Source organism: Streptomyces sp. XM83C, from assembly GCF_023072675.1.
GTDB lineage: Bacteria > Actinomycetota > Actinomycetes > Streptomycetales > Streptomycetaceae > Streptomyces > Streptomyces thermocoprophilus.
This window is the reverse complement of record NZ_JALLGL010000153.1, coordinates 1-15,191: the sequence shown is the minus strand read 5'-3', so window position 1 is coordinate 15,191 and position 15,191 is coordinate 1. Positions and strand designations below refer to the sequence as shown.

Sequence of the window (15,191 nt, the reverse complement as noted above, 5' to 3'; positions counted from 1 at the left end):
GCTTCTCCCGCACCCCCGCCACGGCCCCCGGCAGCACCGCGAGGAACCGCTCGACGTCCTCCTCGGCCGTCCCCGGCGGCAGCGACACCCGCACATTGCCCTCGCTGAGCACACCCATCGCCTTCAGCACATGGCTCGGCGTCAGCGTGCTGCTCGTACAGGACGATCCGGACGAGACGGAGAAACCCTCCCGGTCCAGCTCGTGCAGCAGCGCCTCACCGTCGACATAGAGACACGAGAAGGTGACCACGCCGGGCAGCCGCCGCTCGGGGTCGCCCACCACCTCCACATCCGGCACCAGCCGCGGCACCCCGGCCCGGATCCGCTCCGTCAGCTCCCGCAGCCGCGCCGCCTCACGGTCCGCCTCGGCGCGCACCGCCCGCAGCGAGGCCGCCGCCGCCACGATCGCCGGGATGTTCTCGAAGCCGGGTGCCCGGCCCGACTCCCGCTCGTCCACCGGTCCTTGCGGCGCGAACCGCACGCCCTTGCGCACGACCAGCAGGCCCACCCCGGACGGCCCGCCCCACTTGTGCGCGCTGCCCGCCAGCACCGACCAGCCGCCCCGCACCGGCCCCCAGGCCAGCGACTGCGCCGCGTCCACCAGCAGCGGCACCCCGGCCGCCCGGCACACCTCGGCGACCTCGGCCACCGGCTGCACCGTCCCCACCTCGTGGTTGGCGGACTGCAGACACGCCAGCGCGGTGTCGGGGCGCAGCGCGGCGGCGTACGACGCCGGGTCCACGGCCGCCGTACGGTCCACCGGAACCGTGGTCACCTCGCCGCCCGCCGCCTCGTGCGCCTCGGCCGAATGGAGTACCGAGGAGTGTTCGACGGCTGACACGATCAGGTGACGCCCGGTCCGGCGCCGCCCCGCCAACACGCCGGAGACTCCCGCGTGCACGGCACGCGTCCCGGACGGCGTGAACACCACCTCGTCCGCGCGGCAGCCGACCGCCTCCGCGACGGCCTCCCGGGCCGCGTCCAGCAGCAGCCGCGCCCGCCGTCCCTCCCGGTACAACCGGGCGGGATCGGCCCAGCCTTCATCCAAAGAGGCCAACAGGGCCTGACGGGCGACGGGGTGGAGGGGAGCGGCGGAAGCAGCGTCGAAGTAGGCCACACGGCAACGGTAGAACCCCGGTGCGGGGGCCCGCTTCCAGGGGCGGGGCGAGCGGCGCGGCCCGCGGCGGACGAGCCGCGGGGGCCAATTCAGCGAACCACCCCTTTGAGTAGGCACCCCTCCCCGCGACCCCTCGAAGAGGGTGGGCTAGGGTTTGGTCCGCATAAACATCCAAACCCCTGCCCGACGCAGGGCGGCGACCGACCAGCGAGAAGGCCGCAGCCGTACAGCGCGGGCGAGACTCTCGGGAAGGCGCTACGTGAGTCCCAACGGCTCCGACCGCTCGCCGCGGCGCCCGATGCGGCGGAAGCTGCTGCAGGCACTGACCGCGGGCCTGGTCCTGGCGACCGCAACCGGTTGCACATACAAGGACTTCCCCCGCCTTGGTATGCCCACCCCGACCACGGAAGAGGCTCCGCGGATCCTCTCCCTGTGGCAGGGCTCCTGGGCTGCCGCGCTCGCCGTTGGCGTGCTGGTGTGGGGTCTGATTCTGTGGAGTGCCATCTTCCACCGGCGCAGCCGCACCAAGGTCGAGGTTCCTCCGCAGACCCGGTACAACCTCCCCATCGAGGCCCTGTACACGGTCGTTCCGATCCTCATCGTCTCGGTCCTGTTCTACTTCACGGCCCGTGACGAGTCGAAGCTGCTCAGCCTGGAGAAGAAGCCGGACGTCACGGTCAACGTGGTCGGCTTCTGGTGGAGCTGGTGCTTCAACTACATCGAGAACGTCGAAGGTTCCACCGGCGACGCCAAGACCGCCGCGGAACTGAACGCGATCCCGGACCGGTACAAGAAGGACTTCCCGGCCGACGCGGGTGGCGTCTACACCTGCGGCACCCCGGGTGAGCGGAACCCGCAGACCAACAACCCCGGTCCCACCCTGTGGCTCCCCAAGGGCAAGACCGTCCGCTTCGTGCTCACCTCGCGTGACGTCATCCACTCCTTCTGGGTGGTGCCGTTCCTGATGAAGCAGGACGTCATCCCGGGCCACACCAACGCCTTCCAGGTGACCCCCGACAAGGAGGGCACCTTCCTGGGCAAGTGCGCCGAGCTGTGCGGCGTCGACCACTCCCGGATGCTGTTCAACGTGAAGGTCGTCTCCCCTGAGCGCTACGAGCAGCACCTCAAGGACCTCGCCAAGAAGGGGCAGACCGGTTACGTTCCCGCCGGCATCGCGCAGACGAGCCACGAGAAGAACCGGGAGACGAACAACCTGTGAGCATCGTCAACGAACCTCAGGGTGCCTCGGCGGCTGAAGAGCCGTACTACGAGGACGAGCTGCCGGTCCGGCGCAAGCAGCCCGGCAATGTCGTGGTCAAGTGGCTCACCACCACCGACCACAAGACCATCGGAACGCTCTACCTGGTCACGTCGTTCGCGTTCTTCTGCATCGGTGGCGTCATGGCGCTGTTCATGCGCGCCGAGCTGGCCCGCCCGGGCCTGCAGCTGATGTCGAACGAGCAGTTCAACCAGGCGTTCACGATGCACGGCACGATCATGCTGCTGATGTTCGCGACGCCGCTGTTCGCCGGCTTCGCGAACTGGATCATGCCGCTCCAGATCGGTGCCCCCGACGTCGCGTTCCCGCGGCTGAACATGTTCGCCTACTGGCTGTACCTGTTCGGCTCGCTCATCGCGGTCGCCGGCTTCCTCACGCCGGACGGCGCGGCCGACTTCGGCTGGTTCGCCTACGCCCCGCTGTCGGACGCGGTCCGCTCGCCCGGCATCGGCGCCGACATGTGGATCATGGGTCTGGCCTTCTCCGGCTTCGGCACCATCCTCGGCTCGGTCAACTTCATCACCACGATCATCTGCATGCGTGCCCCCGGCATGACCATGTTCCGCATGCCGATCTTCGTGTGGAACGTGCTGCTGACCGGTGTCCTGGTCCTGCTGGCCTTCCCGGTCCTGGCCGCCGCGCTGTTCGCCCTGGAGGCGGACCGCAAGTTCGGCGCCCACGTCTTCGACCCGACCAACGGCGGCGCACTGCTCTGGCAGCACCTCTTCTGGTTCTTCGGCCACCCCGAGGTGTACATCATCGCCCTGCCGTTCTTCGGCATCATCTCGGAGATCATCCCGGTCTTCTCCCGCAAGCCGATGTTCGGCTACATGGGCCTGATCGCGGCCACGATCGCGATCGCCGGTCTGTCGATCACCGTGTGGGCGCACCACATGTACGTGACCGGCGGTGTGCTGCTGCCGTTCTTCTCCTTCATGACCTTCCTGATCGCCGTACCGACCGGTGTGAAGTTCTTCAACTGGATCGGCACGATGTGGAAGGGCAGCCTGTCCTTCGAGACCCCGATGCTGTGGGCCACCGGCTTCCTGATCACCTTCACCTTCGGTGGTCTGACCGGTGTCATCCTGGCCTCGCCGCCCATGGACTTCCACATCTCGGACTCGTACTTCGTGGTGGCGCACTTCCACTACGTCGTCTTCGGCACCGTCGTCTTCGCGATGTTCGCCGGCTTCCACTACTGGTGGCCGAAGTTCACCGGCAAGATGCTCGACGAGCGCCTCGGCAAGATCACCTTCTGGACGCTCTTCGCCGGCTTCCACGGCACCTTCCTGGTCCAGCACTGGCTGGGTGCCGAGGGCATGCCGCGCCGGTACGCCGACTACCTGGCGGCCGACGGCTTCACCGCCCTGAACACGGTCTCCACCATCGCCTCGTTCGTGCTCGGCGCGTCGATCCTGCCGTTCTTCTACAACGTGTGGAAGACCGCCAAGTACGGCAAGCCGGTCGAGGTCGACGACCCGTGGGGTTACGGCCGCTCCCTGGAGTGGGCGACCTCCTGCCCGCCGCCGCGGCACAACTTCCTCACCCTGCCGCGGATCCGCAGCGAATCCCCGGCGTTCGACCTGCACCACCCGGAGATCGCCGAGCTGGAGCAGCTCGCGCTCGCCGGCCACGGTGAGAAGGCCATCGCGGGCAGCAAGGAGGCCGGCAAGTGAAGATCCAGGGCAAGATGTTCATCTGGCTGAGCGTCTTCATCCTCGCCATGGCGATCGTCTATGGCGTGTGGTCGAAGGAGCCGGCCGGTACGACCGCCCTCTTCCTGGCCTTCGGCCTGAGCATCATGATCGGCTTCTACCTGGGCTTCACCGCCCGGCGGGTCGACACCGGTGCCCAGGACAACAAGGAGGCCGATGTCGCGGACGACGCCGGCGAGCTGGGCTTCTTCAGCCCGCACAGCTGGCAGCCGCTCTCCCTCGCCGTCGGTGGCGCCATCGCCTTCCTCGGCGTGGCCGTCGGATGGTGGCTGCTGTACTTCGCGGCGCCGATCATCCTCATCGGCATCTGGGGCTGGGTCTTCGAGTACTACCGCGGTGAGAACCGCACCCAGTAGCACGACCCGAGCCTGGAACGAGCCCGGACACTCCGTCAGGAGCGTCCGGGCTCACGCTTTCGGCGCACTTCGCCGCGCCGCGCGGGGCAGCCGTCCCTAGCGTGAGGACATGAGCACGACTCCCCGCCCCCGCATCGCCGTCGGCTGCACGCTGCTGGTCATCGCCCTCTGCGCGGGCGTCACCGCCTGCGGCTCGGACGGCAATCCGCTCTCCGCCCGCCCCTACGACGCGGCGGACCAGATCGCCTTCAACGGCCCCACCGGCGACAAGAAGAAGGCCGACCCGGACAAGCCGCTGGAGATCACCGCCGAGGACTCCGACGGCCGTATCACCGACGTCACCGCCCAGGACGCCACAGGACGCCATGTGGCGGGCGAACTGTCCGCCGACGGCACCCGGTGGCACAGCACCGAGCCGCTGGCCGCCGAGGCCCACTACACGGTCCGTGTCAGCACCGAGGACGAGGACGGCGCCCCCGGCCGCAAGGTCTTCACCTTCGACACCGGCAAGCCCTCCGGCAAGACCACCCTCGACGTCACCTTCGGTCCCAAGGCCGGCACGTACGGCGTCGGCCAGCCCGTCACCGCCGAGCTGAGCAGACCCGTCAAGGACCCCCGCCAGCGCGCGATAGTCGAGCGCGCCCTCAAGGTCGAGTCCACCCCCGCCACCGAGGGCGCCTGGCACTGGGTCGACGACAAGAATCTCCACTACCGGCCCAAGGAGTACTGGCCGGCCCATGCCGACATCACCGTCCGCAGCAATCTCACCGGCATCAAGATCGGCGACCATCTGTGGGGCGGCAAGGCCGCGCCGCTGAAGCTGACGACGGGCGACCGGGTCATCGCCGTCACCGACGCCGCCGCCCACACCCTGACCGTCTACAAGAACGGTGAGCAGATCAACCAGATCCCCGTCACCACCGGCAAGCCCGGCTTCGACACCCGCAACGGCGTCAAGGTGGTCCTCGCCAAGGAGTACTTCGTACGGATGCGCGGCACCAGCATCGGCATCGCCGAGGGCAGCGCCGACTCCTACGACCTGCCCGTCTACTACGCGACCCGCGTCACCTGGAGCGGGGAGTACGTGCACGCCGCGCCCTGGTCCGTCGGATCACAGGGATACGCCAACGTCAGCCACGGCTGCACCGGCATGAGCACCTCGAACGCCGAGTGGTTCTTCGAGAACATCCGCGAGGGCGACATCGTCCAGGTCGTCAACAGCGACGGCAAGACGATGGAGCCGTTCGGCAACGGCTTCGGCGACTGGAACCTCGACTGGAAGAAGTGGCGCGACGGCAGCGCCCTGGCCGGCGGCAAGCCGGAGACGCCGAGCGCCGCCCAGCGGGCCAGGCTCCGGCCGGCCTCCGTGTGAGGGCGCGGCGGGCGTGCGGAACGGCGCGTACGGGCCACGGACGGCCCGTACGCGCCGGTGCGTCACCCGATCGGGGGTGTCACGCGCTGGCGAGCCTCTCCTGCCGCAGCAGGGACGCCAGCGCCGACGCGAACTCCACGGGATCCACCGGAAGGGTGACCGCGGCGTCCGCCCGGCTCCACGTGGCCAGCCAGGCGTCCTGCGGGCGCCCCATCAGCAGCAGCACCGGCGGGCAGCGGAACACCTCGTCCTTGATCTGACGGCACAGGCCCATGCCGCCCATGGGCACGGCCTCCCCGTCCAGGACACAGACGTCGATGCCGCCCTTGTCCAGCTCCCTGATCACCGCCCCCGGCGTCGCGCACTCCACGAACTCCACCAGCGGGGCGTCGGGAGCGGGCCTGCGGCCGGCGGCCAGCCGCACCTGCTCCCGTGTGTTGGAGTCGTCGCTGTAGACCAGCACAGTGGCGGTCGGCCGCATGGTTCCTCCGAGACGTCAGCGTCGTAGAAGCAAGCCCGTTGGGCCGGATGCTACTCCTTGGAACACCACGTCAACACCGGTCCGGAGGGGAGCAACACTCCGAACGGCACCCCCCAGAGTGAGGGCGGGATAAGCGACCGACATAATGTCGGTCGTGGCGACAGCAACGACAGTAGAAACCGGGCACGCGCACCCGTCGGTCAACCGGCCGAACCTCACCAGCGTCGGAACCATCATCTGGCTGAGTTCCGAGCTGATGTTCTTCGCGGCCCTCTTCGCGATGTACTTCACCCTGCGATCGGTGACAGGCCCCGACTTCTGGTCGGAGAAGGCCGAGGCCCTGAACTTCCCGTTCTCGGCCACCAACACCACGATCCTGGTGCTCTCCTCCCTCACCTGCCAGCTCGGCGTCTTCGCCGCCGAGCGCGGTGACGTGAAGAAGCTCCGGGCCTGGTTCATCGTCACCTTCATCATGGGTGCGATCTTCATCGGCGGTCAGGTCTTCGAGTACACCGAGCTGGTGAAGAAGGACGGGCTCTCCCTGTCCTCCGACCCGTACGGCTCGGTGTTCTACCTGACCACCGGCTTCCACGGCCTGCACGTGACGGGCGGCCTCATCGCCTTCCTCCTGGTCCTCGGCCGGACCTACGCGGCCAAGAGGTTCACCCACGAGCAGGCGACCGCCGCCATCGTCGTGTCCTATTACTGGCACTTCGTCGATGTCGTCTGGATCGGTCTCTTCGCCACGATCTACATGATCAAGTAGCCGGAACCGATCCCGCGCGCGTCCCCTGGACGCACCACCCAGAAGCATCGACGCAGAAGATCCTGACACCGGGGTAATCCGTGAAAAAGCTCTCCGCACGACGACGCCATCCGCTGGCGGCGGTCGTCGTCCTACTCCTCGCGCTGGCGGCCACGGGGGGCCTCTACGCCGCGTTCGCGCCCGCGGGCAAGGCGCAGGCCGATGAAGCCTCCCAGTCCCTCGCCATCGAAGAGGGCAAGAAGCTCTACACCGTGGGCTGCGCCAGCTGCCACGGCACCGGCGGTCAGGGCACCTCCGACGGTCCGAGCCTGGTCGGCGTGGGCGCCGCAGCTGTCGACTTCCAGGTCGGCACCGGTCGTATGCCCGCCGCCACCTCGCAGGGCGCCCAGGTCCCGCGGAAGAAGAACATCTACACGCAGGCCCAGATCGACCAGCTCGCCGCGTACATCGCCTCCCTCGGCGCCGGCCCGGCCGTCCCGACGAAGGAGCAGTACGGCCCGGAGGGCGCGGACATCGCCAAGGGCGGTGAGCTGTTCCGCACCAACTGCGCGCAGTGCCACAACTTCACCGGCAAGGGCGGTGCGCTGACCGAGGGCAAGTACGCCCCGTCGCTCGAAGGCGTGGAGCCCAAGCACATCTACGAGGCCATGCAGACGGGCCCGCAGAACATGCCGTCGTTCCCCGACACCACCATGTCGGAGCAGAACAAGAAGGACATCATCGCGTACCTGAACGCGGTCAACAGCAGCGAGACGGAGAACCCGGGCGGTCTTGAGCTGGGCGGCCTCGGCCCGGTCAGTGAAGGCCTCTTCGCCTGGATCTTCGGTCTCGGCGCCCTGATCGCGGTCGCCGTCTGGGTCGCCGCTCGGACCGCAAAGGCCAAGAAGTCATGAGTAGCCAAGACATTCCCGAAGAGAACCTGCCCGCAGAGCAGGACCACGCGCACGGCGCGGTGAAGGTCGCGGACGAGGAGAACCCGTTCGCCGACCCCGGCCTGCCGCCCCACGAGCACCGGATCCAGGACATCGACGAGCGGGCCGCCAAGCGGTCCGAGCGCACGGTCGCCCTGCTGTTCACGGTGTCGATGCTGGCCACCATCGGCTTCATCGCCTCGTACGTCACCGTCCCGGACGACAAGTCGATCTTCGTCTTCCCGATCGGGCACCTCAGCGCGATGAACTTCGCGCTCGGCCTGACCCTCGGTGTAGCGCTCTTCTGCATCGGCGCGGGCGCGGTCCACTGGGCCCGCACCCTGATGTCCGACGTGGAGATCGCCGACGAGCGTCACCCGATCGAGGCCCCCGCCGAGGTCCGCGAGAAGGTCATCGCGGACTTCAAGCAGGGCGCCAAGGAGTCGGCGATCGGCCGGCGCAAGCTGATCCGCAACACGATGCTCGGCGCCGTCGCCCTCGTCCCGCTGTCCGGCGTCATGCTGCTGCGTGACCTCGGCCCGCTGCCCGGCACCAGCCTGCGCCACACCGCCTGGTCCAAGGGCAAGCTCCTCGTGAACATGAACACGAACGAGCCGCTGCGTCCCGAGGACGTCGCCGTCGGCTCGCTCACCTTCGCCAAGCCCGAGGGCCTGGAGGAGCACGACGAGAACTTCCAGACCGAGATCGCCAAGGCGGCCCTGATGATCGTCCGGCTCCAGCCGGAGAACATCAAGGACAAGCGCGAGCTGGAGTGGTCGCACGAGGGCATCGTGGCGTACTCCAAGATCTGCACCCACGTCGGTTGCCCGATCTCGCTGTACGAGCAGCAGACGCACCACGTGCTGTGCCCCTGCCATCAGTCCACCTTCGACCTCTCCGACGGTGCCCGCGTGATCTTCGGTCCCGCCGGTCACGCCCTGCCGCAGCTGCGCATCGGCGTGAACGACGAGGGCTACCTCGAGGCGCTCGGCGACTTCGAAGAGCCCGTCGGTCCTGCTTTCTGGGAGCGCGGATGAGCACTGCAAACAGCCCCGAGTCCCGCTCTCGCGGGAAGGCACCGGCCGGCGAGCGTCTCGCCGACTGGGCCGACGGCCGGCTGGGGATCTACTCCCTGGCCAAGGCCAACATGCGCAAGATCTTCCCCGACCACTGGTCGTTCATGTTGGGCGAAGTGTGCATGTACAGCTTCATCATCATCATCCTGACGGGTGTCTACCTGACGCTGTTCTTCCACCCGTCGATGAACGAGGTGGAGTACCACGGCAGCTACGTCCCGCTCCAGGGACAGCTGATGTCCGAGGCGTTCAACTCGACCCTGCACATCTCCTTCGACGTGCGCGGTGGTCTGCTCATCCGGCAGATCCACCACTGGGCCGCGCTGATCTTCCTCGCCGGCATGTTCGTGCACATGATGCGCGTGTTCTTCACCGGCGCGTTCCGCAAGCCGCGTGAGGTCAACTGGCTGTTCGGCTTCCTGCTGTTCGTCCTGGGCATGTTCACCGGTTTCACCGGCTACTCGCTCCCGGACGACCTGCTCTCCGGCACCGGTGTCCGCTTCATGGAGGGCGCGATCCTGTCCGTGCCGATCGTCGGCACGTACATCTCGTTCTTCCTCTTCGGCGGCGAGTTCCCGGGCGGCGACTTCGTGGCCCGCTTCTACTCGATCCACATCCTGCTGCTGCCGGGCATCATGCTGGGCCTGATGGTGGCCCACCTGATCCTCGTCTTCTACCACAAGCACACCCAGTTCGCGGGCCCCGGCAAGTCGAACAAGAACGTCGTCGGCATGCCGCTGCTCCCGGTGTACATGGCGAAGGCGGGCGGCTTCTTCTTCCTGGTCTTCGGTGTCATCGCGATCATCGCCGCGATCGCGCAGATCAACCCGATCTGGGCCATCGGCCCCTACCGTCCGGACCAGGTGTCCACCGGCGCCCAGCCCGACTGGTACATGGGCTTCGCCGAGGGTCTGATCCGCTTCATGCCGGGCTGGGAGATCAACCTGTGGGGCCACACGCTCGTCCTGGGCGTGTTCATCCCGCTGGTCCTCTTCCCGCTGGTCCTCGCGGTGATCGCGGTCTACCCGTTCATCGAGGCCTGGATCACCGGCGACAAGCGCGAGCACCACATCCTGGACCGTCCGCGCAACGCCCCGACGCGTACCGCGTTCGGTGTCGCCTGGATCACGATCTACATGATCACGCTGGTCGGCGGTGGCAACGACCTGTGGGCCACCCACTTCCACCTGTCGATCAACGCCGTGACCTGGTTCGTCCGCATCGGCTTCTTCGTCGGCCCGGTGATCGCGTTCGTCGTCACCAAGCGGATCTGCCTCGGCCTTCAGCGCCGCGACAGGGACAAGGTGCTGCACGGTCGCGAGACCGGCACCATCAAGCGCCTGCCGCACGGTGAGTTCATCGAGGTCCACGAGCCGCTGTCGCAGGAGGCCCTGCACACCCTCACCGCGCACGAGCAGTACCAGCCGCTCGAGATCGGCCCGACGGTCGACGAGAACGGCGTCGAGCGCAAGGTGAAGGCCACCGAGAAGCTCCGCGCCAAGCTGAGCGAGACCTACTTCGGTGAGGAGTCGCAGATCCCGAAGCCGACGGTGGAGGAGTACAAGGAGATCACGAGCGGCCACGGCCACCACTGATCCCACCCCTGGCGTCGCCACGCACTGAAGGGCCCCGTCCGGTCTGCGGACGGGGCCCTTCGGCGTCGGCGCGGGCTGGATAGGCTGGAGCACACACTCTGTTCACGACGTACAGGAGCGGCTGATGAGCGCTGTGACCCCCGCTGGAGGCGACACCGCGGCGGGCCGTTCCTGGCCCGAGGTACTGAACGCCCTGCTCGACGGACGCGACCAGAGCGCGGACGCGACCGCCTGGGCGATGGACCGCATCATGCGCGGCGAGGCCACCGACGCGCAGATCGCCGGCTTCGCGGTGGCCCTGCGCGCCAAGGGCGAGACCGTCGAGGAGATCACCGGCCTGGTCCGCGCGATGTACGAGCACGCCAATGTGATAGACGTGCCCGGCGACACCGTCGACATCGTCGGCACCGGCGGTGACGGCGCCCGCACGGTGAACATCTCCACCATGTCCTCGATCGTCGTCGCCGGCACCGGCGCGAAGGTCGTCAAGCACGGCAACCGTGCCGCGTCCTCCGCGTCCGGCGCCTCCGACGTGCTGGAGAAGCTCGGCGTGAATCTGGAGCTGACCCCGAAGCGGGTGGCGGAGGTCGCCGAGGAGGCCGGCATCACCTTCTGCTTCGCCGTGAAGTTCCACCCGGCGCTGCGGCATGTGGCCGCGGCCCGCAGCCAGCTCGGCATCCGTACCACGTTCAACTTCCTGGGTCCGCTCACCAACCCGGCGAAGGTCCGCGCCCAGGCGGTCGGTGTCGCCGACCCGCGCATGGCGCCGATCGTCGCCGGTGTCTTCGCCGAGCGCGGCAACTCCTCACTCGTGTTCCGCGGCGACGACGGCCTGGACGAGCTGACCACCACCTCCACCTCCCGCGTGTGGACCGTCCGCGACGGCAAGGTCACCGAGGAGACCTTCGACCCGCGCGACGTCGGCATCGAACTGGTCGAGGTGGAGGCCCTGCGCGGCGCCGACGCCTCCTACAACGCCGAGGTCGCCCGCCGCGTCCTCGACGGCGAGCAGGGCCCCGTCCGGGACGCCGTACTGCTGAACTCCGCCGCCGCGCTGGTGGCCCTGCACCCGACCGACGCCCCGCTCACCGAGCAGATCCGCGCCGGCATGGCCAAGGCGGCGGAGTCGATCGACTCGGGTGCCGCCCGGCGCACCCTCGACCGCTGGGTGGCCGCCAGCAACGCCTGACCGGCGGCTGGTTCGCGGTCCCGAATCCGGACACGGGTTGCGGGGCCGCGATCTTTTCGCGTAGGTTCCTGTACCAGGTCATGAGTGACAGTCATGAGGCCCCGGCCGACTGTCCGGCAACCCTCCGTCCGTGGCGGGGTGCCCCGGGTGAGGACCAGGTCGTACGGCAGCAAGGCCTACGGCAAGCGCGGACCCCTCGCGAAACTCCAGGGGTCCTGGGTCGTTCGAGGGAGTGCCTTCCGTGAGCAAGCGAATGCGTTAGGGCGCGTCCTTCCGATCTTGTCGCATCGGGGACGGTGCCTTCCCGGCCTGCCCGAGCGGGGTCAGATGCGCGTGCCGGACCCCGCGACCCGCGGCAAGAACGGAAAGACGCGCCCAGGGCCGCTGAGCCCTCCGCGCACCTTCCTTCCCCTTCCCCTTTTCCTCCTGTGCCACCGCACGGTCCTGTTCCGTCCGTGTGCCGTGGCGCGGGTGTTCTCTCACGGAGTCCCGCCATGTCTGTCTTCACCGCTGCCGCCGACCAGTCCGTTTGTGCCCCGCTGCCCGTTCTGGGCAGGGATGTCACCGTGCCGCTCGTCACCGGCGGCGAGGTCACCTACGCCGCGCTCGACTACGCCGCCAGCGCCCCCGCCCTCCAGCGGGTCTGGGACGACGTCGCCGCCTACGTGCCGTACTACGGCAGCGTCCACCGGGGCGCCGGATACCTCTCCCAGCTCTCCACCGAGCTGTTCGAGAACGCCCGGCGCACCGTCGCCGAGTTCCTCGACTGCCGTGACGGCGACCAGGTCGTCTTCACCCGCTCCACCACCGACTCCCTCAACCTGCTCGCCCGCGCACTGCCCGCCGGCTGCCAGGTGTTCGTCTTCGAGACCGAGCACCACGCCTCCCTGCTGCCCTGGCAGCACGCGCGGGTCACCTTCCTCGACGCGCCCCGCACCCCGGCCGAGGCCGTGCGCACCCTGGAGCGCGCCCTCGCCGACCGCGACCCCCACGGCCCCGCCCTGGTCTGCGTGACCGGCGCCTCCAACGTCACCGGCGAGCTGTGGCCCGTACAGGAGCTGACGGCCGCCGCCCACGCCCACGGCGCCCGGATCGTGCTGGACGCCGCGCAGCTCGCCCCGCACCACCCGGTCAGCGTCCGTGACCTCGATGTCGACTGGGTGGCCTTCTCCGGGCACAAGCTGTACGCCCCGTTCGGCTCCGGCGTCCTCGCCGGCCGCGCCGACTGGCTGCGCGAGGCCGAGCCGTACCTCGCGGGCGGCGGCGCCAGCCGCAGGGTGACGCGGCGCGAGGACGGGGGAGTGGACGTGGAGTGGCACGACAGCGCCGCCCGCCACGAGGCCGGCTCCCCGAACGTCATCGGCGCCTACGCCATCGCCTCCGCCTGCAAGGCCCTCACCGACGCAGGCTGGGACACCCTGGTCGCCCGCGAGCGGCACCTGATCGAGAAGGTCCGCACCGGCCTCGCCGACGTCCCCGAGGTGCGCGTCCTGTCCCTCTTCGGCGACGACGCCCCCCGCGTCGGGGTGATCTCCTTCGTCGTCGAGGGCTGGAACAGCTCCCACTTCGCCGCCGCGCTCTCCGCCGAGTACGGCATCGGCGTCCGCGACGGCCTGTTCTGCGCCCACCCGCTGGTGCGCACCCTCCTCGGCGGCGACCCGCAGACCCAGGGCGAGTGCGGCGCCCCGGAGGCCGCGCCGGGCGAGAAGTCCCTCAACGCCATCCGGGTCAGCTTCGGCGCCGGCACCCCCGACGAGCACGTGGACCGCTTCGTGAGGGCCGTGCGGGAACTGGTCAGCGACGGGGCGCGGTGGACGTACCGCACCGAGGACGGCCGGTGCGTGCCCGCCGTATGAGCACCTGAGCGGCGGCCCGCGATACCCTCCCCTTCGGCAGCCGACGGGCGACACAGGGGGAGTACGGGTGCAGGCGCTGCGTGCCACGGATCCGCGGCGGATCGGGCCGTACGAGGTCGTCGGCAGACTCGGCGCGGGCGGTATGGGCGAGGTGTACCTCGCCGTGTCCCGCGCCGGACTCCGCCTCGCCGTCAAGGTGGTGCGTGCCGAGCACGCCGAGGACCGCACGTTCCGCGCGCGGTTCCGGCACGAGGTGCGGGCCGCGCAGACCGTCGGCGGGGCCGGCACCTACACCGCGCGGGTCGTCGACGCCGACACCGAGGCCGAACGGCCCTGGATGGCAACGGAGTTCGTGGACGGGCCGAACCTGCGGGACGCGGTGCTGGACGGCGGCCCGCTGCCCTTGGACGGGGTACGGGCGCTGGCGGCGGCGCTGGGCGAGGCGCTCGCCGCGATCCACGCCAAGGGCATGGTGCACCGGGACCTCAAGCCGTCCAACATCCTGCTGGCGCCCGACGGTCCGCGGGTCATCGACTTCGGCATCGTGCGCGCCCTGGAGGCGACCTCCCTGACCCGGACCGGCACGGTCGTCGGTTCCGTCGGGTACGTCTCGCCCGAGCAGATCCGCAACGGCGGCGAAGTGGGCCCGCCCAGCGACGTGTTCTCGCTCGGTGCCGTCCTCGCGTACGCGTCCGCCGGGCGGGAGCCGTTCGGTGAGGGACAGGACTCGGTCGTCCTGCTGCGCATCCTGACCCGCGACTACGACCTGACCGGCGTCCCCGACGGTATCCGGCCCCTGGTGGAGGCCTGCTTCGCGGAGGACCCGCAGAAGCGGCCGACGCCGCAGCGGGTCATCGTGGCCGTCGGCCACACGCCCACCACGCTGCGCTCTTCGCTGCGGCCCGGCTGGTACAGGCAGGTCCCGGAGCCGGCGACGGGCGCGGGGCCGGAACGCTGGCTGCCCGCGCGGGACTCGGGGGAGCGGCCGAGCGGCGTGGAGTACGTGGCACCGCCGACGGTGGCGGACATGCCGGTACGGGAGCGGCCGGGGGCGCCCGACGCGGCGCCCGGCGCGTCCGGCTCGGCGTCGGACGCGCCGGCGGTGCCCGCCGCGGCCCCGGACGCGCACGGGGTGCCCGGGGTGCCCGCTCCGGCGTCGGAGGTGCCTGCGGTGTCCTCGCCGGCGCCGGACGCGCCGGTCCCGGCGCGGGGTGCCGAGGAGTCCCCGGCAGCGGGGGCCGTGGCGTCCCCGGCACCGGTGGGGGAGCGCCGGGCGGGCGTCGCGGAACCGGCCCCGGCCGTGATCCCGGAGCAGGCCCAGGCCCACTCCCCGGCACCGGCGCCCGATGCCGAGGCTTCGCCCGAGCCGGCCCCGGACAGGGCGACGGCACCGGCACCGGACCGGGCCGCCGAGGCGCCCCGCGTACCGGCTCCCGCGTCCCCGTCCGCCCCGGCCGCGGACGCGCCCGCCCCCGCGC

13 protein-coding genes and 1 riboswitch are annotated in these 15,191 nt (G+C 69.9%); of the genes, 11 read left to right on the top strand and 2 right to left on the bottom strand.

Features of this window, described 5'->3' with window-relative positions; translation table 11 throughout:
• Positions 1 to 1,117 (bottom strand): cysteine desulfurase family protein (locus MTQ10_RS18155; protein ID WP_247469390.1); only part of this gene is annotated, 1,117 nt, incomplete at its 3' end.
• Between the two features lie 259 nt (positions 1,118 to 1,376).
• On the opposite strand from MTQ10_RS18155, the gene ctaC reads away from it, so the two are divergent.
• The 4 genes from ctaC to MTQ10_RS18135 all read left to right on the top strand — a co-directional run bounded on the left by ctaC (position 1,377) and on the right by MTQ10_RS18135 (position 5,839).
• Entirely contained in the window at positions 1,377 to 2,336 is a 960-nt protein-coding gene (ctaC, locus tag MTQ10_RS18150; protein ID WP_247469388.1) for an aa3-type cytochrome oxidase subunit II, read from the top strand.
• Entirely contained in the window at positions 2,333 to 4,072 is a 1,740-nt protein-coding gene (gene ctaD, locus MTQ10_RS18145) for an aa3-type cytochrome oxidase subunit I (protein WP_247469386.1), read from the top strand. Before ctaC ends, ctaD begins: the two co-directional genes overlap by 4 nt.
• A complete protein-coding gene (locus MTQ10_RS18140) occupies positions 4,069 to 4,467 on the top strand; it encodes a cytochrome c oxidase subunit 4 (protein ID WP_247469377.1) in 399 nt (132 codons plus the stop codon). Before ctaD ends, MTQ10_RS18140 begins: the two co-directional genes overlap by 4 nt.
• A 109-nt stretch (positions 4,468 to 4,576) precedes the next feature.
• Positions 4,577 to 5,839 carry a L,D-transpeptidase gene (locus tag MTQ10_RS18135; protein WP_247469375.1) on the top strand — a complete coding sequence of 421 codons (1,263 nt, stop codon included), beginning with the start codon at positions 4,577 to 4,579 and terminating at the stop codon, positions 5,837 to 5,839.
• Between the two features lie 79 nt (positions 5,840 to 5,918).
• Here MTQ10_RS18135 and MTQ10_RS18130 read toward each other — a convergent pair whose 3' ends face one another.
• Positions 5,919 to 6,320, bottom strand: a complete 402-nt coding sequence (locus MTQ10_RS18130; RefSeq protein ID WP_247469373.1) for a hypothetical protein — start codon at positions 6,318 to 6,320, stop codon at positions 5,919 to 5,921.
• 145 nt (positions 6,321 to 6,465) lie between these two features.
• Here MTQ10_RS18130 and ctaE point away from each other — a divergent pair, with 145 nt between their 5' ends.
• The 7 genes from ctaE to MTQ10_RS18095 all read left to right on the top strand — a co-directional run.
• Entirely contained in the window at positions 6,466 to 7,086 is a 621-nt protein-coding gene (ctaE, locus tag MTQ10_RS18125) for an aa3-type cytochrome oxidase subunit III (protein WP_247469371.1), read from the top strand.
• 80 nt (positions 7,087 to 7,166) lie between these two features.
• On the top strand, positions 7,167 to 7,979 hold the full coding sequence (gene qcrC / locus MTQ10_RS18120; protein ID WP_247469369.1) for a cytochrome bc1 complex diheme cytochrome c subunit: 813 nt from the start codon (positions 7,167 to 7,169) through the stop codon (positions 7,977 to 7,979).
• The gene (gene qcrA / locus MTQ10_RS18115; protein ID WP_247469367.1) at positions 7,976 to 9,034 is read left to right on the top strand and encodes a cytochrome bc1 complex Rieske iron-sulfur subunit; all 1,059 of its coding nucleotides are present in this window, start codon (positions 7,976 to 7,978) and stop codon (positions 9,032 to 9,034) included. Before qcrC ends, qcrA begins: the two co-directional genes overlap by 4 nt.
• Complete coding sequence (gene qcrB, locus MTQ10_RS18110) at positions 9,031 to 10,668, top strand: cytochrome bc1 complex cytochrome b subunit (protein ID WP_247469365.1); 1,638 nt, start codon at positions 9,031 to 9,033, stop codon at positions 10,666 to 10,668. Before qcrA ends, qcrB begins: the two co-directional genes overlap by 4 nt.
• Before the next feature lie 124 nt (positions 10,669 to 10,792).
• The gene (gene trpD, locus MTQ10_RS18105) at positions 10,793 to 11,857 is read left to right on the top strand and encodes an anthranilate phosphoribosyltransferase (protein ID WP_247469354.1); all 1,065 of its coding nucleotides are present in this window, start codon (positions 10,793 to 10,795) and stop codon (positions 11,855 to 11,857) included.
• A gap of 76 nt (positions 11,858 to 11,933) precedes the next feature.
• Positions 11,934 to 12,051: riboswitch (SAM riboswitch) on the top strand.
• A gap of 300 nt (positions 12,052 to 12,351) precedes the next feature.
• On the top strand, positions 12,352 to 13,713 hold the full coding sequence (locus MTQ10_RS18100; protein WP_247469352.1) for an aminotransferase class V-fold PLP-dependent enzyme: 1,362 nt from the start codon (positions 12,352 to 12,354) through the stop codon (positions 13,711 to 13,713).
• A 67-nt stretch (positions 13,714 to 13,780) separates the two neighbouring features.
• A partial coding sequence (locus tag MTQ10_RS18095; RefSeq protein ID WP_247469350.1) for a serine/threonine-protein kinase occupies positions 13,781 to 15,191 on the top strand: 1,411 nt, incomplete at its 3' end.

Coding starts and splice junctions, on each gene's coding strand:
- MTQ10_RS18135 (WP_247469375.1), top strand. CDS start 4,577: ATGAGCACGACTCCCCGCCCCCGCATCGCCGTCGGCTGCACGCTGCTG.
- MTQ10_RS18130 (WP_247469373.1), bottom strand. CDS start 6,320: ATGCGGCCGACCGCCACTGTGCTGGTCTACAGCGACGACTCCAACACA.
- ctaE (WP_247469371.1), top strand. CDS start 6,466: ATGTCGGTCGTGGCGACAGCAACGACAGTAGAAACCGGGCACGCGCAC.
- qcrA (WP_247469367.1), top strand. CDS start 7,976: ATGAGTAGCCAAGACATTCCCGAAGAGAACCTGCCCGCAGAGCAGGAC.
- qcrB (WP_247469365.1), top strand. CDS start 9,031: ATGAGCACTGCAAACAGCCCCGAGTCCCGCTCTCGCGGGAAGGCACCG.
- trpD (WP_247469354.1), top strand. CDS start 10,793: ATGAGCGCTGTGACCCCCGCTGGAGGCGACACCGCGGCGGGCCGTTCC.
- MTQ10_RS18100 (WP_247469352.1), top strand. CDS start 12,352: ATGTCTGTCTTCACCGCTGCCGCCGACCAGTCCGTTTGTGCCCCGCTG.